The 18,829-nt window shown below is 69.4% G+C and carries 20 protein-coding genes; 9 read left to right on the top strand and 11 right to left on the bottom strand.

Annotated features, from left to right (window positions below; all coding sequences use genetic code 11):
• Positions 1–31: 31 nt before the first annotated feature.
• Together KO490_RS01000 and KO490_RS01005 are read right to left on the bottom strand one after the other, a co-directional pair.
• Positions 32–1,186 carry an N-acetylglucosamine-6-phosphate deacetylase gene (locus KO490_RS01000; protein WP_216017538.1) on the bottom strand — a complete coding sequence of 385 codons (1,155 nt, stop codon included), beginning with the start codon at positions 1,184–1,186 and terminating at the stop codon, positions 32–34.
• On the bottom strand, positions 1,183–2,025 hold the full coding sequence (locus KO490_RS01005; protein ID WP_216017539.1) for a BadF/BadG/BcrA/BcrD ATPase family protein: 843 nt from the start codon (positions 2,023–2,025) through the stop codon (positions 1,183–1,185). The genes KO490_RS01000 and KO490_RS01005 overlap by 4 nt, the downstream gene beginning before the upstream one ends.
• Positions 2,026–2,134: 109 nt before the next feature.
• Here KO490_RS01005 and KO490_RS01010 point away from each other — a divergent pair, with 109 nt between their 5' ends.
• Positions 2,135–2,674 carry an ImuA family protein gene (locus KO490_RS01010; protein ID WP_216017540.1) on the top strand — a complete coding sequence of 180 codons (540 nt, stop codon included), beginning with the start codon at positions 2,135–2,137 and terminating at the stop codon, positions 2,672–2,674.
• Here the strand turns inward: KO490_RS01010 and KO490_RS01015 are convergent.
• Complete coding sequence (locus KO490_RS01015) at positions 2,664–2,954, bottom strand: DUF2218 domain-containing protein (protein ID WP_216017541.1); 291 nt, start codon at positions 2,952–2,954, stop codon at positions 2,664–2,666. The two genes, KO490_RS01010 and KO490_RS01015, sit on opposite strands and share 11 nt — an antisense overlap.
• Positions 2,955–3,164: 210 nt before the next feature.
• On the opposite strand from KO490_RS01015, the gene KO490_RS01020 reads away from it, so the two are divergent.
• Genes KO490_RS01020 through KO490_RS01035 form a run of 4 tightly spaced genes read left to right on the top strand, consistent with a single transcriptional unit; the run spans position 3,165 to position 6,721 of the window.
• A complete protein-coding gene (locus KO490_RS01020) occupies positions 3,165–4,064 on the top strand; it encodes a siderophore ABC transporter substrate-binding protein (RefSeq protein WP_216017542.1) in 900 nt (299 codons plus the stop codon).
• On the top strand, positions 4,064–5,017 hold the full coding sequence (locus KO490_RS01025) for an ABC transporter permease (protein WP_216017543.1): 954 nt from the start codon (positions 4,064–4,066) through the stop codon (positions 5,015–5,017). Before KO490_RS01020 ends, KO490_RS01025 begins: the two co-directional genes overlap by 1 nt.
• Complete coding sequence (locus KO490_RS01030; RefSeq protein ID WP_216017544.1) at positions 5,010–5,966, top strand: iron chelate uptake ABC transporter family permease subunit; 957 nt, start codon at positions 5,010–5,012, stop codon at positions 5,964–5,966. The genes KO490_RS01025 and KO490_RS01030 overlap by 8 nt, the downstream gene beginning before the upstream one ends.
• The gene (locus KO490_RS01035; protein ID WP_216017545.1) at positions 5,963–6,721 is read left to right on the top strand and encodes an ABC transporter ATP-binding protein; all 759 of its coding nucleotides are present in this window, start codon (positions 5,963–5,965) and stop codon (positions 6,719–6,721) included. The genes KO490_RS01030 and KO490_RS01035 overlap by 4 nt, the downstream gene beginning before the upstream one ends.
• A 4-nt stretch (positions 6,722–6,725) precedes the next feature.
• On the opposite strand, the gene KO490_RS16580 is transcribed toward KO490_RS01035, so the two are convergent.
• Genes KO490_RS16580 through KO490_RS01055 form a run of 4 tightly spaced genes read right to left on the bottom strand, consistent with a single transcriptional unit; the run spans position 6,726 to position 9,121 of the window.
• Positions 6,726–7,646 (bottom strand): TonB family protein, encoded by a 921-nt coding sequence (locus KO490_RS16580; protein WP_216017546.1) that lies wholly within the window; start codon positions 7,644–7,646, stop codon positions 6,726–6,728.
• A gap of 4 nt (positions 7,647–7,650) precedes the next feature.
• Positions 7,651–8,031: a biopolymer transporter ExbD gene (locus tag KO490_RS01045; protein WP_216017547.1), complete on the bottom strand. Its 381-nt coding sequence runs from the start codon at positions 8,029–8,031 to the stop codon at positions 7,651–7,653.
• A 5-nt stretch (positions 8,032–8,036) separates the two neighbouring features.
• The gene (locus tag KO490_RS01050) at positions 8,037–8,444 is read right to left on the bottom strand and encodes a biopolymer transporter ExbD (RefSeq protein WP_216017548.1); all 408 of its coding nucleotides are present in this window, start codon (positions 8,442–8,444) and stop codon (positions 8,037–8,039) included.
• Positions 8,441–9,121, bottom strand: coding sequence for a MotA/TolQ/ExbB proton channel family protein (locus KO490_RS01055; RefSeq protein ID WP_252726929.1), 681 nt, complete (start codon positions 9,119–9,121; stop codon positions 8,441–8,443). Before KO490_RS01055 ends, KO490_RS01050 begins: the two co-directional genes overlap by 4 nt.
• 119 nt (positions 9,122–9,240) lie before the next feature.
• Between KO490_RS01055 and mobA the strand changes: the two genes are divergently transcribed.
• Together mobA and KO490_RS01065 are read left to right on the top strand one after the other, a co-directional pair.
• Positions 9,241–9,840, top strand: coding sequence for a molybdenum cofactor guanylyltransferase MobA (gene mobA, locus KO490_RS01060; protein WP_216017549.1), 600 nt, complete (start codon positions 9,241–9,243; stop codon positions 9,838–9,840).
• A gap of 74 nt (positions 9,841–9,914) precedes the next feature.
• Entirely contained in the window at positions 9,915–10,631 is a 717-nt protein-coding gene (locus KO490_RS01065; protein WP_216017550.1) for a tryptophan-rich sensory protein, read from the top strand.
• Here the strand turns inward: KO490_RS01065 and KO490_RS01070 are convergent.
• Together KO490_RS01070 and KO490_RS01075 are read right to left on the bottom strand one after the other, a co-directional pair.
• Entirely contained in the window at positions 10,613–11,281 is a 669-nt protein-coding gene (locus KO490_RS01070; RefSeq protein WP_216017551.1) for an SDR family NAD(P)-dependent oxidoreductase, read from the bottom strand. The two genes, KO490_RS01065 and KO490_RS01070, sit on opposite strands and share 19 nt — an antisense overlap.
• Positions 11,282–11,285: 4 nt before the next feature.
• On the bottom strand, positions 11,286–12,716 hold the full coding sequence (locus KO490_RS01075; protein WP_252726930.1) for a deoxyribodipyrimidine photo-lyase: 1,431 nt from the start codon (positions 12,714–12,716) through the stop codon (positions 11,286–11,288).
• Between the two features lie 97 nt (positions 12,717–12,813).
• Between KO490_RS01075 and cobA the strand changes: the two genes are divergently transcribed.
• Together cobA and KO490_RS16585 are read left to right on the top strand one after the other, a co-directional pair.
• Positions 12,814–13,569, top strand: coding sequence for a uroporphyrinogen-III C-methyltransferase (gene cobA / locus KO490_RS01080; protein WP_303462670.1), 756 nt, complete (start codon positions 12,814–12,816; stop codon positions 13,567–13,569).
• A gap of 1,385 nt (positions 13,570–14,954) precedes the next feature.
• A complete protein-coding gene (locus tag KO490_RS16585) occupies positions 14,955–17,084 on the top strand; it encodes a calcium-binding protein (protein WP_368500152.1) in 2,130 nt (709 codons plus the stop codon).
• Here KO490_RS16585 and queG read toward each other — a convergent pair.
• Both queG and KO490_RS01125 read right to left on the bottom strand, forming a co-directional pair.
• Positions 17,048–18,133, bottom strand: a complete 1,086-nt coding sequence (gene queG, locus KO490_RS01120) for a tRNA epoxyqueuosine(34) reductase QueG (RefSeq protein WP_216017554.1) — start codon at positions 18,131–18,133, stop codon at positions 17,048–17,050. The two genes, KO490_RS16585 and queG, sit on opposite strands and share 37 nt — an antisense overlap.
• Positions 18,111–18,797 carry a glutathione S-transferase family protein gene (locus KO490_RS01125; RefSeq protein ID WP_216017555.1) on the bottom strand — a complete coding sequence of 229 codons (687 nt, stop codon included), beginning with the start codon at positions 18,795–18,797 and terminating at the stop codon, positions 18,111–18,113. Before KO490_RS01125 ends, queG begins: the two co-directional genes overlap by 23 nt.
• Between the last annotated feature and the right edge of the window lie 32 nt (positions 18,798–18,829).

The raw sequence follows: 18,829 nt of genomic DNA on the forward strand, positions 1-18,829 counted from the left end.
CGGCCCGAAAGACCTGCGACAGGGCGACCCGTCAGACCGCCGCCCAGTCCTGTCCGTCGAAGGTCGCCCGCAGCCCCAGGTCGTGATCCAGCAGCACCAGATCCGCGCCCCGACCCGTGTCGAGGCGGCCCGCCGCATGGCCCGCGCCGATCAGGTCGGCGGGAATGCGGGTGGCCATGGCCAACGCCCTTTCGCGGCTGGCGCCCGCCTGCATCGCGACCTGCATGGCACGGTCCAGCCGCAGGTCCGCCCCCGCCAGCGTGCCATCGGCCAGCGTCAGCCGCCCGTCCCGGCGCAGGATGCGGCGCGATTGCAGCGTGAACTCGGTCGCGTCGGTGTCTGCGACCGCCATGCAGTCGCTGACGAGGAACAGCCCCTGGGCACGGGCCGCCAGCGCGATCCGCAATGCCGGGACCGAGACATGCACCCCGTCGGCGATCAGCCCCGCATGGATGTCCGAGGACAGCACCGCGCCGACAAGGCCCGGCTGGCGATGGCCCAGCTGGCTCATGGCGTTGAACAGATGCGTGGCGCAGCGCGCCCCTGCGGCAATGGCCTGCGCGGCGGCCTCGTGGGAACAGTCGCTGTGACCCAGGCTGACCACCGCCCCGGCGCGCGACAGGGCGTGGATCTGATCCGGCGTGACGGATTCGGGGGCCAGCGTGACCATCAGGGCGGGCAGATCGCGCGCGGCCCTGCACAGCATGGCCAGATCCTCGGGGGTCATGGGGCGGATCAGGGCGGGGTCGTGGGCACCTGCACGGCGCGGGTCCAGATGCGGGCCCTCAAGGTGCAGGCCCAGAAGGCCGGGGGTGCCCTCGGCCCGGATGGCGGCGTCGATCAGCCGGGCGGTGGTTTCGGGGCGGTCGGTGATCAGCGTGGGCAGGACGCCCGCGCAACCCAGGCGCCGGTGGGCCGCGCAGATACGGCGCAGCGCATCCGCATCGGTGTCGGGGCCGACCATCAGCCCCGCCCCGCCATTCACCTGCAGATCGACGAAGCCCGGCGCCACGATGCCCCGCAGGTGATCGGACAGCGGCGCGCGGTCGGTGCGCGGAACGGGACCGCGCGGCATCCGGTCCGCGGGTTTCAGCGCGGCGATGCGCCCGTTCTCGATGCCGATGGCCAGGTTGGCATGCAGCATCCGACCGTCGAAGACCAGATCCGCGGTGATCCAGCGGGTCATGCCGGGATCCCCAGTTCGCGGGCCATGGCGATGGCACCGTCGGTGGCGCTGCCCTGCGCGGGACGAACGGACCATCGCGCCGCAAGCCGTTCGGCATAGAAGGGGCCAAGGCCGCCGGTGCAGACGACCGGCAGGTCCGCACCCGCCTGCAGCACCGCGACCGCATGGTCGATCTGGCTGGCGGCGGCGTCCAGCACACGGCTGGCGGCGGGATCGTCGCGGTGATCGACCAGCCTGCGGGCCATCTGCGCGAATTCGGCGGGCGATGCCCGGTTGCCGAAGGCGATGATGCCCTGAAATCCGCCCATCCGGTGCCGGATATCCTGCAGCAGGGGGCTGTCGGGGGCGAAGCCGTCGCCCGCGCGCATCGCCTCGGACAGAAGGTTGCGCCCAAGAACCGCGCCGCTGCCTTCGTCCCCCATGAGGAAACCGCGCCCGCCGCGCTGTTCCAGCACCCCGCCGCGCTGGACCGCGAAGACCGACCCGGTCCCGACCGCCACGAGGATGCCGTCACCGGCCCCCAACGCCCCCCGCGCCGCCGTCACGGCATCGTTGACCACGCGGCTGCGGGCGAAGGGCAGGCGGGCCTCGGTCGCGCGGGCGGCTTCGGGCATGCCGCCCCCGGCAAGGCCCAGAACCGCGATCACGTCCTGCGGGGTGGCCCCCGCCTGCACCATCGCGGCCGTCGCGGTGGCCAGGATGGCGACCGTCGCGCCCTGAGGATCGGAATTGATGTTGGCGGGGCCGCCCTCGGCCCGCCCGAGGATGCGCCCCGTCGCGTCGGCAATGGCCGCGCGGCAGCCCGTGCCGCCCCCGTCGATGCCCAGATACAGAACCATGTCGCCCCCGTCTTGCGCCTACAGGGAACGCCAGTCGCGCGGAAATGAAAAGCCCCCTCGGGGTGGCGGACGGGCTGTCAACCGACGAATGTTCTGCTAATGTTCACGCATGGAATCAGCCCTGGACGACCCGTTGCGCCTGCGTCACGCCCGCATCCACGAGGTGCAGGGCCCGGGCCGGGATGCCTTCGCGATCTTTCAGGCCGCGCGGCATCCGGGGCCGGTCTTCTGGGCCTGCCCGTTCAACCAGCGCGGCATGCTCTATCCCCCCGGCATGCCCGAGGGGCTGGCGGGCCGCATCTACCTGATGCGCGCCAGATCCGAGGTCGATCTTCTTTGGGCGACCGAGGAGGCGCTGCGCGCCAGCGTGACGGGCCTCGTGGTGTCCGAACCGCAGCAGCCGCTGTCGCTGACGGCGGGTCGCCGCCTGCAGCTTGCCGCCGAGAAGGGCGGCACCACGGGGCTGATGCTGATCGCCCCCGGCCAGGGGTCGAACGCGACCGAGAGCAGGTGGCACTGCCGTCCGGTCGCGGGAATGGATGCGCGGGGCCATCATTGGGCCATGATCAAGAACAAGCATGGCCCGACGGGCGACTGGCACCTGCGCTGGATGCCGCAGGAAGGCGGCGACCCGGTCTTCAGTCGCTGACCTTGTCCCAGACCAGCGCGCGGGGGTTCTCGCGGTGGGCGAAGCGCATCAGGTGGCCTTCGACCACGTCGCGCATGCGTTCCATTTGCGCCTCGTCGGGGGCGTTCAGCGACAGGCGCAGCACGCGATCCTCGCAGGTCAGGGTCGTCACGCCCATCTCGAAATGCAGGATCGCGGCATCGTCGGTCTGCTCGACCTCGATCTTGTGGCCGAAATGCTTGACCATCGTGGCCATCAGCGAGGGCGCCCGATCCGAGGCGAAGGCGGCATCCATCTGCATTCTGTCTTCCTTTCGCAGGTTCCGAAGGCGCGTTTCGCGACCTTCATGCCACAGGAGCTAGGTCTCCTAAGCATTTTCGTCAAGAATTCGTGCGATGCGGCGGTTTATCCCGCTTCGTTTCCTTTACGTCCAACCGAGGGAAGGCTAATCCGCCATCATGCGTGAAGCCAGACGTCCAGCCACACGCGGTCAACCATGAAAGGATCTGCCATGCGCCATGTTGCGCTGTCCGGCCTGATGGCCATCGCCATGAGCACCGCCGCCCTCGCTCAGGACGTCACCATCGCGACCGCCCAGGGGGACGTCACCCTGCCCGCCAATCCCGAAACCGTCGCCGTCTACGACATGGGCGCGCTGGATTCGCTGACCGCACTGGGCGTCGTGCCCGCGGCCACCATCGACAACATCCTGGTCCCCGAACTGCGCGAGGCGGTGGGCGATGCGGCCCAGGTCGGCACGCTGTTCGAACCGGACCTCGAGGCGCTTGCGGGCGTGGGCCCGGACCTGACGATCGTCGGCGGGCGGTCCTCGACCCAGCTTGCCGCGGTGTCGCAGGTGGGCACGGCCATCGACATGACCTTCGGCGACGACCTGCTGGCCTCGGCCAGGGAACGCATCGCGGCCTATGGAACGCTTTTCGGCCACGAGGATCGCGCCGCCGAGATGATCGCCACCATCGACGCCAGGCTGGAGGCCACCCGGGCCGCGTCCGAGGGCAAGGGCGACATGCTGGTCGTGATGACCAACGGCCCCAAGATCGCGGCCTATGGCGCGGATTCGCGCTTTGGCTGGCTGCATGACGCCACCGGCCTGCCCGAAGCCGTCGAGGGCGTTGACCGCGCCGATCACGGGCAGGGCATCAGCCATGAATTCATCGCCGAGGCCGATCCCGACTGGCTGATCGTCATCGACCGCAGCGCCGCCATCGGCGAGGAATCGCAGGGCGCGGAACAGACGCTGTCCTCGGATCTGGTCGCGGGCACCAAGGCATGGTCCAAGGGCCAGGTCATCTACTTGGATCCTGCGGAAACCTATATCTCGGCCGGCGGCTTCCGGGCGCTGACCGATACGCTGGACCAGCTGACCGAGGCCTTCGCGGCCGCCCACTGATGCGCGCGACGCCCGCCCTTGCCGTGGCATTGGCCGCGATGATGCTGGTCAGCATGACCATCGGCGCCGCCAGCGTCGATCTGGGTCATGCCTTCAGCGATCCGCGGACCATGCTGGTCCTGCTGGAATCGCGGCTGCCGCGCACGCTGGCGGTGGCGTTGACCGGCGCGGCGCTGTCGGTGGCGGGCGTGCTGATCCAGGCGCTGGTGCGCAACCGCTTCGTGGGGCCGGACACCGCCGGCACCGCCGAGGGCGCGGCCCTGGGCCTTCTGGCGATTACCATCCTGTGGCCCGCCAGCCCGCTCTGGCTGCGGATGGTCTCGGCAAGCGTGTCTGCCATGGCCACCACGGCGCTGTTCATCGCCATCATCCGGCGCCTGCCGGTGCGCGAAGTGATGCTGGTGCCCATCGCGGGCCTGGTGCTGTCGGGCGTGCTGGGATCGGTCGTGACCTTCATCGGCTGGCAGACCGACCTGATACAATATATCGGCACATGGCTGTTCAGCGGGGAATTCTCGGGCGTGATCTCGGGGCGGTACGAGCTGCTGTGGATCGCGGGCGGGGCGGCGCTGCTGGCCTGGTTCGCGGCCGACCGCTTCGCCATCATCGGGCTGGGCGATCAGGTGGCCACGGGGCTGGGTCTTGGCACGCGGGGCGTGCTGCGCCTGGGATTGGCGGTGGTGGCGGTGGTGACCGCGATGGTCGTGACCACCGTAGGGATGATCCCCTTCGTGGGCCTTGTGGTGCCGAACATGGTGGCGCGGATCATGGGCGACAACCTGCGCCGCACCTTGCCCGTCGTCGCGCTGTCGGGCGCCGTTCTGGTGATGGCCTGCGACCTTGCGGGCCGCCTGATCATCCACCCCTACGAGGTGCCCGCGGGCCTGGTCCTTGGTGTCGTAGGGTCGCTTCTCTTCCTGTGGCTGCTGCATCGCAGGCCTGCACATGGATAGGCGCGCGGTACTGATCCTCGGCGGGCTGCTGGCCTGCCTTGCAGGGCTGTCGGCCCTGTGGCTGCTGCAGGGGCTGGGGGACGGCAATCGCGGCTTCATCCTGTCGCTGCGCGCCACGAAGCTGGCGGCGCTGGTCGTCGTGGCCTTCGCGATCGGCATATCGACCGTCCTGTTCCAGACCGTCGCCGCGAACCGCGTGCTGACACCATCCATCATGGGGTTCGACGCGCTCTATGTCCTGCTGCAGACGCTGCTGGTGGCATCGCTTGGGGTGGCGGGTTTCGCGGGACTGCCGGCGGGGGCCAAGTTCCTGTCCGAGATCGCGCTGATGACCGCGATGGCATCGGGCCTGTTCGGCATCCTGCTACTGCGGGGTGCGCGCGACGTGCCGCGCATGATCCTGACGGGGGTGATCCTGGGCGTGCTGTTCCGGTCGCTTTCCAGCTTCGTGGGGCGCATCCTGGACCCGAACGCCTATGCGGTGGTGCAATCGGTCAGCTTCGCCAGCTTCAACAAGGTGCAGCCCGACCTGCTGCCGGTGGCAATGGGCGTGACCGCGCTTGCGGGCCTTGCCGCGTGGCGGATGGCCCCGCGGCTGGATGTCCTGGCACTGGGGCGCGATCCGGCGGTGTCCCTGGGGCTGCGGCACCGGGGCGTCGTCCTGCAGGTGCTGGGGCTGGTCGCGGTGCTGGTGTCGGTTTCCACCGCGCTGGTAGGGCCGGTATCCTTCTTCGGCCTGATCGTCGCGGGGCTGGCCCACGGGCTGATGCGATCCACGCGCCACGCGGCGCTGCTGCCCACGGCCGCCCTGTCGGGGGCCATCCTGCTGGTCGGCGGCCAATGGCTGTTCGAACGCGTGCTGGGCCAGGCGGCAACCCTGTCCGTCGTGGTCGAATTCGCGGGCGGGCTCTTCTTCCTCTACCTGCTGCTCAGGGGGCATATCAGATGATCCGCATCGACGGCGTCGGCCACCGCATCGGCAACGCGCCCATCCTGCACGACATCACCACCCATTTGCCAGAAGGGCGGCTGACCGCGCTGATCGGGCCGAACGGGGCGGGGAAATCCACGCTTCTGCGGCTGGTCGGCCGGCTGGAGCCGCTGCAGCAGGGCCGCATCTCGGTCGGGGGGCATGACGTCTCGACCACCCGGACCGAGGATCTGGCCCGCGTGATGGCGATCCTTGGGCAGCAGAACAGCATCGCCAGCCGTCTGCGCCTGTCGGAACTGGTGGGCTTCGGGCGCTGGCCCCATCACCGGGGGCGCCCCACGGCCCATGACCATGCCCGCGTGGCCGAGGCGCTGGAGGCCTTCGCCCTGACCCCGTTGGCGCATCGCTTCCTGGACGAGGTGTCGGGCGGGCAGGCGCAGCGCGCCCATATCGCCATGGCCTTCGCGCAGGATACCGACTGGCTGCTGCTGGACGAACCGCTGAACAACCTGGACATGGCCCATGCCCGCGCCCTGATGGGCCGGTTGCGCGACCTGGTGCGCCACCAGGGCCGCAGCGTCGGGCTGGTCGTCCACGAGATCAACTATGCCGCCGCATGGGCCGATCACGTCATCGCCATGAAGGAAGGCCGCATCGTGGCTCAGGGCGATGCCCACGAGGTGCTGACCGAGGCCGTGCTGTCCGATCTCTATGAAGCGCCCATCGCGGTCGTCAGTCATCAGGGGCGACCGCTGGTCCTGCACCACGTCTGACCGGTCAGTTCAGCGTCACCGGAAGCGTGAAGGGATAGCTGGCATTCGTCAGCTCGGACGGGGCGGCAGGGCAGCGCCTTGCGCGCTGCGCGGCCTGCGCTGCCGCCTGGTCCAGGGCCGCGCTGCCCGACGACCGCGCGACACCGATGCCACGGATCGTGCCGTCGCGGCCGATATTGATCGACAGCAGCGTCGTGCCGGTTTCCCGGACCCCGCGCGGACGCTGCGCGCGGCGTGCGATGCAGGACTGAATCTGGCCGCCCCACCGGTTCATCGCGTTCTGGCGCTGTGCCGCGCTGACCCCGCCGCCACCGCCGCTGCGCGATGCCTGAGAGGTGCCGCCCTGACCGGCGCGCTGCGGGGCAGGGGCGGCCTGGCGTTGCTGCTGCGGCGCGGGCTGGGCGTGGCGTTGCGGTTCGCGGCGCGGCTGCGGATCGGGCTGCGGGTCCGGCTGCGGGTCGGGCTGACGGCGCGGGGCAGGGCGTGCCGGGCGTTCGCCCGGGCGGGTCGATGCGGTCAGCGCCAGGTCCGACGGGGCCTCGACCTCGACCTCTGCCTCGGGGGGTTGCGGCGGTTCGGGCAGGTTCGGCCGCGACATCGAAGGGGGCGCGGCCATGGGCTGCGGCAGGGCTGCCGTCTCGACCGGCTGCGCGTCGGGGGACGGCTGTTCGGGCGGTGCCTCGGGGGTGGGGTCGGGCGGGGATTGCGGCTCGGGGGTCGCCTGGGCGATTTCGGGCGGGGCCTCCCAATCGGCAACCATGGACTGCACCTCGATGCCGCCCGCGGCCAGCTGCGCGGGGGGTGCTTCGGCGGCGGCGCCTTCCTGGGGGCCGTCCTCGGGCAGCAGGGCCGCGAAGGCCGCGACATGCAGGGACACGGCGATCAGGAAGAAGCCGGCGGTTTCGACAAGGCGACGTGCGGGCATCGGGTCAACCTCCGCTGACGACAAGCCGCGCGCCGTCATCCGAAACCTCGCGCAGCGTCTTCAGATGCGCCGCAAGCGTGGCGGCGGGGGTGGCGGCATCGGCGCGGATCTCGATCGGTCCGTCGGTTGCGCGCGCTTCGATGGCGGGCCAGACGGCCTCGCCCCGCGCGTCGTTCCAGGCCAGCTCGCCATCGGCCGACAGGAACAGCACGTCGAGCGCCTCGGCCGGGATCTCGGAGGTGCTGTCGGGCGGCGTCAGCGGAAACGGCGTCGAGGGGGCGATCTGCGCGGTCAGCAGGAAGAAGATCAGCAGCAGGAACACCACGTTGATCATCGGGATGATCGATTCGCCGCGCGGGCGCCTTGGGGGCATGTCGATGCGCATGGGGTCTACTCGATCAGGATGAGGTTGGTCAGCCCGGCGCCGTTCAGCAGGTCCATCACGTCGACCAGCCGTTGCAGGGCGGCATCGTCCTGCGCGCGCAGGATGACGCCTGCCGCCGGGTCGGGCATGATGTCGGCCAGCGCCGCGGGCAGGTCCGCGGGATCGACCGGCGTGCCGTTCAGCGCCAGCCCGCCCGGGCGGATGTCCACCAGTCGCGGCGCGCCCTGCCATTCGCTGGCGACCCCCTCGGATCCGCCCGCGATGGGCAGGACCGCGTCCATGCCGAAGCGCGAGGCCAGCATGAAGAAGATCAACAGCAGGAAGACAACGTCGATCATGGGTGTCAGCGACATCCGGCGGGGATGCCGGCGCGGGCCCAGGTCGATCGCCGTGTCTTCGGGCGAATGGCTCATTCCGCGGCCTGCAGCATGGGGGCGGTGTCGGGGGCGTCGCGCTTGACGAAGACGCGGCTGGCCAGATCCTCTAGGTCGGATTGCAGGCGGTCCGCGATGCTTTCGAACCAGGACAGCGCGACCCCTGCGGGGATGGCGACGGCCATGCCCGCGGCGGTGGTCAGAAGCGCCTCCCAGATGCCGCCCGCCAGATCCGAGGGATCGGCCTGGTTGCCGCTGCTCTGCAGGACCTGGAAGGCGCTGATCATGCCCAGAACCGTGCCCAGAAGGCCCAGAAGCGGCGCGATGGTCGCGATCAGCTCCAGCGCACGCAGTCCTTCGCGCGAACGATAGAGCGTGTGGCGGGCCACGCGGGTCGTCTCTTCGCGGGCGGCGCGGTCGTCGAAGCGCGGATCGAGCGAGGTGCCGATGGCGGCCTGCGCGACGCGGGCCCGCGCCGAGGGGCGGCCACGCACGGCATCCAGCGCATCCCGCGCGCGGCCCTGCGACCACAGCGCCACGGCGCGGCGTGAATGCGATCCGCCCCAGACACCCATGCGCCACAGCGCGAACAGCTTCCACAGGATGACGGCCACGGTGATCACGGACAGCGCCGCGATCAACCACATCGTCCAGCCGCCGTCCCGGACCATGCCGAAGATCGGCAGTTCCGTCAGGGTTGCACCAAGGTCGGTCATGTCGATCTCCGTCGGGATGGCTTAACTTGACTATTTTGCGCGGGTAAAGAATCCGATCAAAGAAGTCAAGTTTCGACCCCCCTTGCGGGTCAAGCCGCTTCGCGTCACTGCTTGGCCGCATGAAAACACCCGCCATGATCCTTGCCGGAGGCCGCGCGACCCGCATGGGCGGGGGCGACAAGCCGCTGCTGCAATTGGGTCGGACCACGATGCTGGGCCGGATCACCGCATGCCTGGATCCGCAGGCCGAACCGTTAGCGATCAATGCGAATGGCGATCCGGCGCGCTTTGCGGAATACGGGCTGCCCGTGCTGCCCGACAGCCTGCCCGATCATCCGGGTCCCCTTGCGGGGATACTGGCGGCCATGGACTGGGCGGCGGGGATCGGGGCGGACCGGGTCGTGACGGTGGCGGGCGACACGCCCTTCGTTCCGGGCGACCTCGTGTCGCGCCTGGCCGCTGCCGCCGGCCCGAGGGGCTTGGCGATCGCCGCCAGCCGCAACGCGGACGGCAGCCACGATCACCCGGTGATCGGCCTCTGGCCCGTGCGGCTTCGGTCGGATCTGCGCGCAAGGCTGCTGGCGGGGAACCGTCGCGTCCGCGCCCTGACCGATGCGCACAAGGCCGCCCGCGCCGAATGGTCGGCGCTGCCACATGACCCGTTTCGAAACGTGAACACCCCCGAGGATCTTGCGGCTGCCCGCAGCGCGCTGGACTGACACCGCGCGGGAACGCCCGAAGCGCGCGCGGTGTTGGCATCGGGCATGCCGTGACCGGTTGAGAGGGGACCAGGATGTCGAACCGAAACCTTGCCATCGCGGTTCTTGTGGCGGCCGTGGCCTTCGCGCTGTCCCCGGTGATCTTTCCGGGCTTTGCAGGCTATGACGGCGATCTGTTTCCCGTCCCGCAGAACGATCCGCCGATCCAGCCTGCCGGATGGGCCTTCGCGATCTGGGGGCCGATCTATCTGTGGCTGATCGTGGGGGCGGGATACGGCGCCTGGCGCAGATCCGGGGATGAGGATTGGCGGCCCATGCGCGCGCCCCTGCTGGCAAGCCTTGGGGTGGGGTTCCTGTGGATACCCGTGGCCCAATCGCTGCCGGGGCTGGCCACGATCATGATCCTGCTGATGTGGGCGGGGGCCGTGCTGGCGATGATCCGGGCGGGTCGCGGCGATCGCTGGTTTCAGGTGCGGCCCGTCGCGCTTTATGCCGGGTGGCTGACGGCGGCCTCGGGGGTGTCGGTGGGGATCTGGCTGGCCGGGCACGGGATCCTGCCGGGCATTCCCGCGGCCATCCTGTGCCTTGCAGGCGTCACCGCCGTGACGATTGCCGTGCAGGGGCTGCGCCCCGACGCGCCCTTGTTCGCGGGCAGCGTGATCTGGGCACTGACGGGCATCGCCATTGCCAATGTCGAGCGCGGCAACCCGGCGCTGGTCGTGCTGGCCGTCGTCGCGGGCGGGCTGATCCTCTGGCGGGCATGGCGGGGGCGTCACCAGGGAACGCGCTGACCCTTCCAGTCCCAGAAGCTGCCGGTATCTTCGGGCGTCAGGCCCTCGATCACGCCCAGCAGGGCCTCGGCGCTGCGATCGGGGGTGATGGTGGGATGGCGGGCGGCGTATTTCGCGGTCAGGGGCGTCTCGACCGTGCCGGGATGCAGTGCCACGAAGATGGAATGCCGGTTGCGTCGCTTCCATTCGATCGCCGCCGTCCGCAGGATCTGGTTCTGCGCGGCCTTGGCGGCACGATAGGCGACCCAGCCGCCCAGCCGGTTGTCCCCGATGGACCCGACCCGCGCCGAGAGGCTGCCGAAGACGGCCCGCCCGTCGCGATGAAGCAGGGGCGCGAAATGGCGGATGGTCAGCGCGGCCCCGGTGGCATTCAGCGCGAATTGGGCGGCCATGGCATCTGCATCGATGGCATCGGTGGTCTTTTCGGGCTGATGGCCGTCGATCACCAGCGCACCGGTGGTGTTCAGGATCAGATCGAAGCTGCGCCCTGCCAGCGCCTGTCCATGTTCGGCCACCGACGATCCGTCGGTCAGGTCCAGACCGTCGGCGCTGCGCGACAACCCGGTGACCGCCACGCCGCGCGCCTGCAGCAATCGGGTCATCGCCTGTCCGATCCCCCCCGAGGCCCCGATGATCAGCGCATCCCGCATCGGTTCAATCCTTCAGGTCCTGATAGGCGCTCAGCGCGCGCTTGCGGCTTTCGCCGACCGACATGGCGGGGTGACAGGTCTTCCTCAGGTCGATCTTCCAGGATCGCGGCGCAGCTTCGGCAAAGCGGCGGGCACCTTCGGATTCGGGGTCCAGCCAATAGTCGCGATACCTGCGCTTGCCGTCGAACTTGTCGCCCTGGGTTTCGGGATTGAACACGCGGAAAAAGGGCGAGGCATCCGCCCCGCTGCCCGCGACCCATTGCCAGTTCATCGAATTGGACGCGGCATCCCAGTCGATCAGCGTGTGTTCGAACCAGGCCAGCCCCACCCGCCAGTCAGTCAGCAGGTTCTTGGTCAGATAGCTTCCGGTGATCATCCGCACGCGGTTGTGCATCCGGCCCGTGACGAACAGTTCCCTCATGCCCGCATCGACCATCGAGATGCCGGTCTGGCCGCGCCGCCAGGCCTCGGCCTGATCGTTGTCGCGCTTCCATGCGAAATCGTCCCATTCGGGCCGCCAGTTGTCGGTGGGCATCCTGGGATGCTGGTGCATCAACTCGCGCCCGAATTCGCGCCAGGCGACCTCGGACAGGAAGACGTCCGCGCCCTTGCGACCATCCTGGAAGGCGGGCAGGCAACGGTGCCAGACGCGCCGGGCGCTGATCTCGCCCACGGCCAGGCTGTCGGACAGTTCGGACGTGCCATGTTCGCGCCAGGGCAGATCGCGATTGGCCGCGTAATCGGCCATGTCGTCATCCATGAAGGCATCCAGCCGGTCCAGCGCCTCGTCCGCGCCGGCGCGGATGTGATCGGACACGACATCCCAGCCGCGCCCCATCGCGCGGCGTGCCTCGGGCCAGTCCAGCCCGTCGCTGTCGGGCCATCTGTCGGGCGACGATATCTTCGGCACCTCTTGCGGGGGCGCGATGTCGCATTGGCGCAGCGATTTCCAGAAGGGCGTGAAGACCTTGTAGGGATCGCCCGCCTTGGTCGTCACCGATCCGCGCGGGATGAGGTCGGCGGGGTGGTGCAGGCACAGCTTCGCGCCGCCGCGTTCGACGGCGGCCTGCAACCCGTGATCGCCATAGAACGGAAAGCCGGTCGTCGCATGGACGGTGGTCGCGCCGGTTTCGCGGGCGATGGCCTCGAGCACCTGGGCGGGATCGCCGCGACGCACGATCAGGCGGCTGTGGCGCGATTTCAGCGACGCCTCGAGCCGGGGCAGAGACCTGGCCTGGCGCAGCGCGCTGGCCGGGCGCAGACGCGCCTCCTCGGGGTCGAGGATCACCAGCGGGACCACCGCGCCTTCCCGTGCCGCCGCGACCAGCGCAGGGTGGTCGTCCAGCCGCAACATGCGCCGAAACCAGCAGATGACCGTCATCCCGTTCTCCTTGATGCCTGCCCATTCCACGCGCGGGGGGCCAAAGGGTTCCATGGCGTCCGGACCCGGGCGCGGGAATGCGCGGCATTGTCACACCTGTTCGCGTGGTATAGCTGACGTGAAACCCCGTTCAGCAAGGCATATGCTTCCCGTGTCCGAAACCGCCGAACATACCGGATTCGTCTCGCTCGTCTCGGCGGGGCCGGGTGATCCGGAACTTCTGACGCTGAAGGCCGCGCGCCTTCTGGCCGAGGCCGAGGTCGTGCTGTTCGACGACCTGGCATCCGGGCCGGTCCTGGACCACGCCCATCCCGATGCCGACCTGATCGCGGTGGGCAAGCGCGCAGGGCGCCCCTCGGCCAAGCAGGAGGCGGTGAATGCGCTGCTGATCGACCATGCCCGCGCGGGTCGCCGCGTCGTGCGCCTGAAATCGGGCGACAGCGGCATCTTCGGCAGGCTGGAGGAGGAGATCGTCGCGCTGGCCGCCGCGGGCATCCCGTTCCAGATCGTGCCGGGGGTGACGTCGGCCTCGGCTGCGGCGGCGGCGGCGGGAATGCCGCTGACGCGGAGACTGACCGCGCGCCGGGTGCAGTTCGTGACGGGGGCCGACGTGACCGGCAAGCTGCCCACCGACATCAACTGGGCCGCGCTGGCCGATCCGGGGGTGATCACGGTGGTCTTCATGGGGCAGCGCAGCTGGCCCGGACTGGCGCAAGGGCTGATCGCGCATGGCCTGCCCGCCGATACGCCCGCCCTGTTCGCCGAGGCCGTGGGCCATCCCACGCAGCGCCTGCTGCGCAGCACGGTCGAGGGGCTGGCCACGATGCTGGCCAAGGGTCCGGCAAGCCAGCCGGGGCTGATCCTCTATGGGCCGCTGGCAGATACGCCGGGGGCCGAACCGGGCTGATCCGCCCGACTGGATAAAATGCAAGCCAAGCAGTGACTGGTCAGGATGCCGGTCGCGCTTATCTTGGGGCCAGTCCCGCCAACGAATCCGGTCCCAACCCATCTGACCCATCATGATCGCGTATCGTCACGTGACGACCTTCGGCGTCACGCAACAACGCTGGCTGTCCTCGATCACCGATCTTGTCATCGCCGAGGTCGGCGGCGAACTGACTCTGCTTGCCGCCACGCAGGTCGGCGGCGGGCTCAGCAGTTATCGCCTGTCGGGGGCGGGGACCGCCATCACCGCGCTGCGCACGCGCGCCTATTCAAGCAGCGCGACATTCCAGGGCGATCCGGAACTGCATCTGCTGGATGTGGCGGGCAGCCCCATGGTGCATCTGGGCAGCCTGGGCGGGGCTGCCGATCAGGCGGTGGGGCTGCAACCTTCGAACGGGGCGCTGACAGCCTTCGGGCGGCTGTTCGGCACCGATCTTGGCGAGCGATTGACCGCCCTGGGGCAGGTCGCCACGGCCGGGGGGACGGTGGTCTTCTCGGCCTCGGGGGATGGGCTGGTCCTGCAGACGCACCGGATGGACGCAGATGGCAGGCTGACTGTCGCGGACAGTGCGACCCTGCCCGTGCCTGCGGGCAGCACCGATGCGCATCTCGACCATGTGCTGGCGGCCGAGGTGGAGGGGCGCACCGTCCTGATCGCCGCGTCGGGGAACGGCAATTTCCTGTCCACCCACCTGATGTCCGCGACCGGCCGACTGAGCGGGGGGCAGGTCTATTCCGCGGCGAACGGGGCGGGGTTCGATCTGCCCTCGGCCATGGTCGTGGTGCAGTTCGCGGATGCAGGCTTCGTGGTGCTGGGCGGGGCGGGGTCGAACTCTCTCAGCGTTTTCGCGATCGGGGCGGATGGAACGATCGCCCGTGCCGATCACGTCCTGGACGAGGGGGGAACCCGCTTCCAGTCGGTCACGGCGCTGGAATCCGTGGTGATCGGGGATCGTGCCTTCCTGTTCGCGGGCGGGGCCGATGACGGGATCACCGTGCTGACCATGCTGCCCGACGGGCGGCTGGTGCACCTGGCGACCATCGCGGACACCGATGCCATGACCCTTGCCGATGTCAGCGACATCGCGGCAGTGGTCGTGGACGGCCAGATCTCGGTCGTGGTCGCCTCCTCGTCCGAGGCGGGGCTGACGCAGTTCGTCTTCGATCCCGGCACCCTGGGGGTGACGCGGATCGCGGGGGCGGGCACCGTGTCGGGCGGGGCGTCGAACGACATCCTGCAGGCATCGGGGGCGACGACGCGGCTGAACGGGGGGGGCGGGCGACGACATCCTGGTGGCGGGGGACCGCGCGCTGGTCCTGCATGGCGGCGACGGTGCCGACATCTTCATGCCGACCAGCATCGCGGGCCGGATCACCATCCTGGATTACCGCAAGGGGATCGACACGCTGGATTTTTCGCTGCTGGGCAATGTCCGCAGCACCTGGCAGATGAACTTCGTGCCCACCCAGACAGGCATCCTGATCATCTGGGGCGAGACGATCCTGGACATCACCGCCGCCGACGGGCGTTCCCTGCAGGCTTCGGATTTCGGCAACGCGATGTTCCCCCTGGCCCATTACGACCTGCCCGAGGTGGATCCCGACAAGATCGACCCCGCCGATACGCCCTCGGACGAGGCAAGCTGGATCTTCGGGACCGGCGGGAACGACCGGCTGCTGGGGGCCGCGGGGCCCGAAAGGATCGTGGCGGGGGCAGGGAACGACACGGTGACGGGTGGGGCCGGGCATGACACGATCCGCGGCGACGAAGGCGACGACACCCTGCGCGGCGGCGCGGATGGCGACCTGATCGAGGGGGGCGACGGGCAGGATCTGATCTTCGGCGATGCGGGGAACGACCGGCTGGAGGGCGGGGCCGGGCGCGACACCATCTATGGGGGCAACGGGAACGACACGTTGATCGGGGGGAACTGGCACGATCTTCTCTATGGTCGGAACGGCAATGACCGGATCGAGGGGGGCTGGGGCAACGACACGTTGTCGGGCGATGCGGGAAACGACTGGCTGGAGGATATGTGGGGCGATAACCGGCTGCTGGGCGGGCTGGGCAACGATACGCTGATCGCGGGCGACGGGGCGGATCTTCTGGCGGGCGGGGGCGGCAACGACCGCATCCTGGCCGGGTCGGGCAGCGACACGATATGGGGCGGATGGGGCCGGGATACCCTGTTCGGCCAGGCCGGGAACGACGTTCTCTATGCGCAGTCCTGGGCCAACAAGCTCTATGGCGGGGCGGGCAACGACCGGCTGTTCGCGGGGGTGGGGCGCGACACGCTGTGGGGCGGGAACGGCAACGACACATTGCAGGCGGGGACGGGCATCGCCCTGATGCTGGGCGGGGCGGGCAACGACCTGCTGAAGGGGCGCGGGGCGGCCGAACAGATGCTGGGACAGGCGGGCAACGACACGCTGATTGGCAATGCGGGCAACGACACGCTGAACGGCGGGAACGGGGTCGACAGGTTGTGGGGCGGGGCCGGCAACGATGTGCTGCTGGGCGGAGGCGGCGCGGATTCGCTCTATGGTCAGGCGGGCAACGATCTGCTGACGGATTTCGGCGGCAGCAACCGCCTGGCGGGGGGGAACGGCCGCGACACGCTGCGGGCGGGCGGCGGGAACGACCTGCTGCTGGGCCAGGGCGGGAATGACGCGCTCTATGGTGGCGGCGGGGTCGACAACCTGCAGGGCGGCGCGGGCAACGACATCCTGTGGGGCGAGGATGGCAATGACAGGTTGGAGGGCGGCAATGGAAACGACACGCTGCAGGGCGGTCGCGGGAACGACATGCTGCTGGCCGGGACGGGCAATGACCGGCTGTTCGGCAATGGCGGCAACGACCGCATCTTCGGGCAAGCGGGCAACGACCTGCTGAGCGGTCAGACCGGCCGGGATTACCTGGATGGCGGCTGGGGCAACGACACGCTGCATGGCGGGACGGGGCGCGACACGCTGCGGGGCAATGTCCATCACGACATCCTCTATGGCGAAGGGGGGAACGACCTGGTGGATGGGGGCAACGGGAACGACCGGCTGTGGGGCGGCGCGGGCCACGACACGCTGCTGGGCGGCGGCGGGAACGACATCCTCTGGGGGCAGGCGGGCGCGGACCGGCTGTGGGGGCAGGGGGGCAACGATACGCTGGTCGGCAATCTGGGGGCCGACGTGATGACCGGCGGTGCGGGACGGGACGAGTTCCGGTTCTTCGCCGCCTCGGACAGTGCCGGCGGATCGGCGGATCTGATCACCGATTTCACCCCCGATCTGGACATGCTGAACCTTCGCGGGATGGATCTGGATTACGACGGCAACCGCTTTTCCGGGGCGGGGTCGCTGATCTGGCAGCCGGCGGGGAACGAGACGCAGGTGCTGGTCGATCTGGACGGCGACGGGCGGGCCGACATGACGATCCGCCTTGCGGGTCAGCTGACGCTGGACGGCGACGATTTCCTGCTGTGATCCAGCCGCATCGCGGCCCAACGCGCGGCATCGGCGACCGTTTCGTCGGGGTCATGGGCCAGTCCCTGCGCCACCGCCCGCAGCGACGGATCGTCCGAATTTCCGATCGCATAGAGGACGTTGCGCACGAAGCGGTTGCGCCCGATCCGCTTGATCGGGCTGCCCGAGAACCGCGCCCGGAAACCCGCATCGTCCAGCACTGCCAGTTCCGCCAGGGGTGGTGCGTCGATGATCCCGCGATAGCGCATCTCGGTCCCGGCCTGGGCGAACTTGTTCCAGGGGCAGACCGCAAGGCAGTCGTCGCAGCCATAGATCCGGTTGCCCATCAGGGCGCGCAGTTCGGGATCGACCGGGCCGTGATGCTCGATCGTCAGGTAGGAGATGCAGCGCCGCGCATCCAGCTGGTAGGGCGCCGGGAAGGCCCCCGTCGGGCAGATGTCCAGGCAGGCGCGGCAGGATCCGCAATGGCTGACATCGGGGGCGTCGGGCGGCAGCGGCACGGTCGTGAAGATCGCGCCCAGAAAGAACCAGCTGCCCAGATCGCGCGCCAGAAGATTGGTGTGCTTGCCCTGCCAGCCAAGGCCCGCGGCCTCGGCCAGGGGTTTTTCCATGACGGGGGCCGTATCGACGAAGACCTTGATCTGGTGGTCGGGATGCTGTTCCAGCAGCCACCGGCCCACGCGCTTGAGGCGCTTCTTGACCAGGTCGTGATAATCGCGCCCCTGCGCATAGACGCTGACGGCGGCGTGGTCGCGCCGTTCCAGCGCGGCCAGCGGATCGCCCTCGGGGGTATAGAGATCGGCCAGCATGATCACCGACCGGGCCTCGGGCCACAGGGCAGCCGGATCGGCGCGCCAATGCGTGCGTTCGGCCATCCAGGCCATCTGGCCGTGACGCCCCTCGTCCAGGAATTCGCGCAGCCGCTCGGGCAGGGCCGGGACAGAGCCGGGCGTCGTCACGCGCATCTTGGCAAAGCCCGCCTCGCGCGCGAAGGCGTCCAGCGCCGTCTTGGCCCCCTGGGGGCCGTCAGCCGAAATCGAGCTCGGCATAATGCGGGGCCGGGTGGATGCCCGGAACCTGATCGGCCAGCACGGAACGGAAGGCGGGGCGCGACTTGATGGTCGCATACCAGTCCTTCAGCATCTCCGAGCGGTCCCAGTCCACGTCCGAGATGTAGTCGAGGCAGGAGAAATGTGCCGCCGCGGTGAAATCCGCAAGGCTGAGCGAATTGCCCGCCAGCCAGCGCCGCGCCTCCAGCAGCGAGGAGAGATAGTCGATATGTTCCTTGATGTTGCGCAGGCCCTCCTTGACCACGCGGCTGTCGGGATAACCCTGGCGGGTGATCTTCTTCCAGACGCGTTCGTTCAGGATGGGCTGCGTGACCTCGGTGTTGAACTTGTCGTCGAACCAGGCGCACAGGCGCCGCACCTCGTGACGTTCCATCGGGGTCTGGGGCATCAGGGCCGGGCTGGGCATGGCCTCGTCCAGATATTCGACGATCGCCTGGCTTTCAGCCAGCATGTTCCCGCGCCAGCGCAGCACGGGCAGCTTGCCTGCCGGATTGCGGCGCTTCAGATCGGGCGGGCTTTCCCAGTAACGCTCCTCGACCAGTTCGACCTCGATCTTCTTCTCGGCCAGGACCAAGCGCACCTTCCGGCAGAAGGGCGACAACGGGCTGTGGTAGAGTCGCGTGGTCTGCGTATTCGTGTTCATTGACTGCTCGAGACCTTGTTTTCTTGTCGCAA

Source organism: Paracoccus sp. C2R09 (genome assembly GCF_018860625.1).
In the GTDB taxonomy this organism is placed as follows: Bacteria; Pseudomonadota; Alphaproteobacteria; order Rhodobacterales; family Rhodobacteraceae; genus Paracoccus.

What these genes read in the sequence shown, in the direction of transcription:
- KO490_RS01000 (WP_216017538.1), bottom strand. Translation starts at nt 1,186, where the DNA reads ATGACCCGCTGGATCACCGCGGATCTGGTCTTCGACGGTCGGATGCTG.
- KO490_RS01005 (WP_216017539.1), bottom strand. Translation starts at nt 2,025, where the DNA reads ATGGTTCTGTATCTGGGCATCGACGGGGGCGGCACGGGCTGCCGCGCG.
- KO490_RS01010 (WP_216017540.1), top strand. Translation starts at nt 2,135, where the DNA reads ATGGAATCAGCCCTGGACGACCCGTTGCGCCTGCGTCACGCCCGCATC.
- KO490_RS01015 (WP_216017541.1), bottom strand. Translation starts at nt 2,954, where the DNA reads ATGCAGATGGATGCCGCCTTCGCCTCGGATCGGGCGCCCTCGCTGATG.
- KO490_RS01020 (WP_216017542.1), top strand. Translation starts at nt 3,165, where the DNA reads ATGCGCCATGTTGCGCTGTCCGGCCTGATGGCCATCGCCATGAGCACC.
- KO490_RS01025 (WP_216017543.1), top strand. Translation starts at nt 4,064, where the DNA reads ATGCGCGCGACGCCCGCCCTTGCCGTGGCATTGGCCGCGATGATGCTG.
- KO490_RS01030 (WP_216017544.1), top strand. Translation starts at nt 5,010, where the DNA reads ATGGATAGGCGCGCGGTACTGATCCTCGGCGGGCTGCTGGCCTGCCTT.
- KO490_RS01035 (WP_216017545.1), top strand. Translation starts at nt 5,963, where the DNA reads ATGATCCGCATCGACGGCGTCGGCCACCGCATCGGCAACGCGCCCATC.
- KO490_RS16580 (WP_216017546.1), bottom strand. Translation starts at nt 7,646, where the DNA reads ATGCCCGCACGTCGCCTTGTCGAAACCGCCGGCTTCTTCCTGATCGCC.
- KO490_RS01045 (WP_216017547.1), bottom strand. Translation starts at nt 8,031, where the DNA reads ATGCGCATCGACATGCCCCCAAGGCGCCCGCGCGGCGAATCGATCATC.
- KO490_RS01050 (WP_216017548.1), bottom strand. Translation starts at nt 8,444, where the DNA reads ATGAGCCATTCGCCCGAAGACACGGCGATCGACCTGGGCCCGCGCCGG.
- KO490_RS01055 (WP_252726929.1), bottom strand. Translation starts at nt 9,121, where the DNA reads ATGACCGACCTTGGTGCAACCCTGACGGAACTGCCGATCTTCGGCATG.
- mobA (WP_216017549.1), top strand. Translation starts at nt 9,241, where the DNA reads ATGAAAACACCCGCCATGATCCTTGCCGGAGGCCGCGCGACCCGCATG.
- KO490_RS01065 (WP_216017550.1), top strand. Translation starts at nt 9,915, where the DNA reads ATGTCGAACCGAAACCTTGCCATCGCGGTTCTTGTGGCGGCCGTGGCC.
- KO490_RS01070 (WP_216017551.1), bottom strand. Translation starts at nt 11,281, where the DNA reads ATGCGGGATGCGCTGATCATCGGGGCCTCGGGGGGGATCGGACAGGCG.
- KO490_RS01075 (WP_252726930.1), bottom strand. Translation starts at nt 12,716, where the DNA reads ATGGAACCCTTTGGCCCCCCGCGCGTGGAATGGGCAGGCATCAAGGAG.
- KO490_RS16585 (WP_368500152.1), top strand. Translation starts at nt 14,955, where the DNA reads ATGCCGACCAGCATCGCGGGCCGGATCACCATCCTGGATTACCGCAAG.
- queG (WP_216017554.1), bottom strand. Translation starts at nt 18,133, where the DNA reads ATGCCGAGCTCGATTTCGGCTGACGGCCCCCAGGGGGCCAAGACGGCG.
- KO490_RS01125 (WP_216017555.1), bottom strand. Translation starts at nt 18,797, where the DNA reads ATGAACACGAATACGCAGACCACGCGACTCTACCACAGCCCGTTGTCG.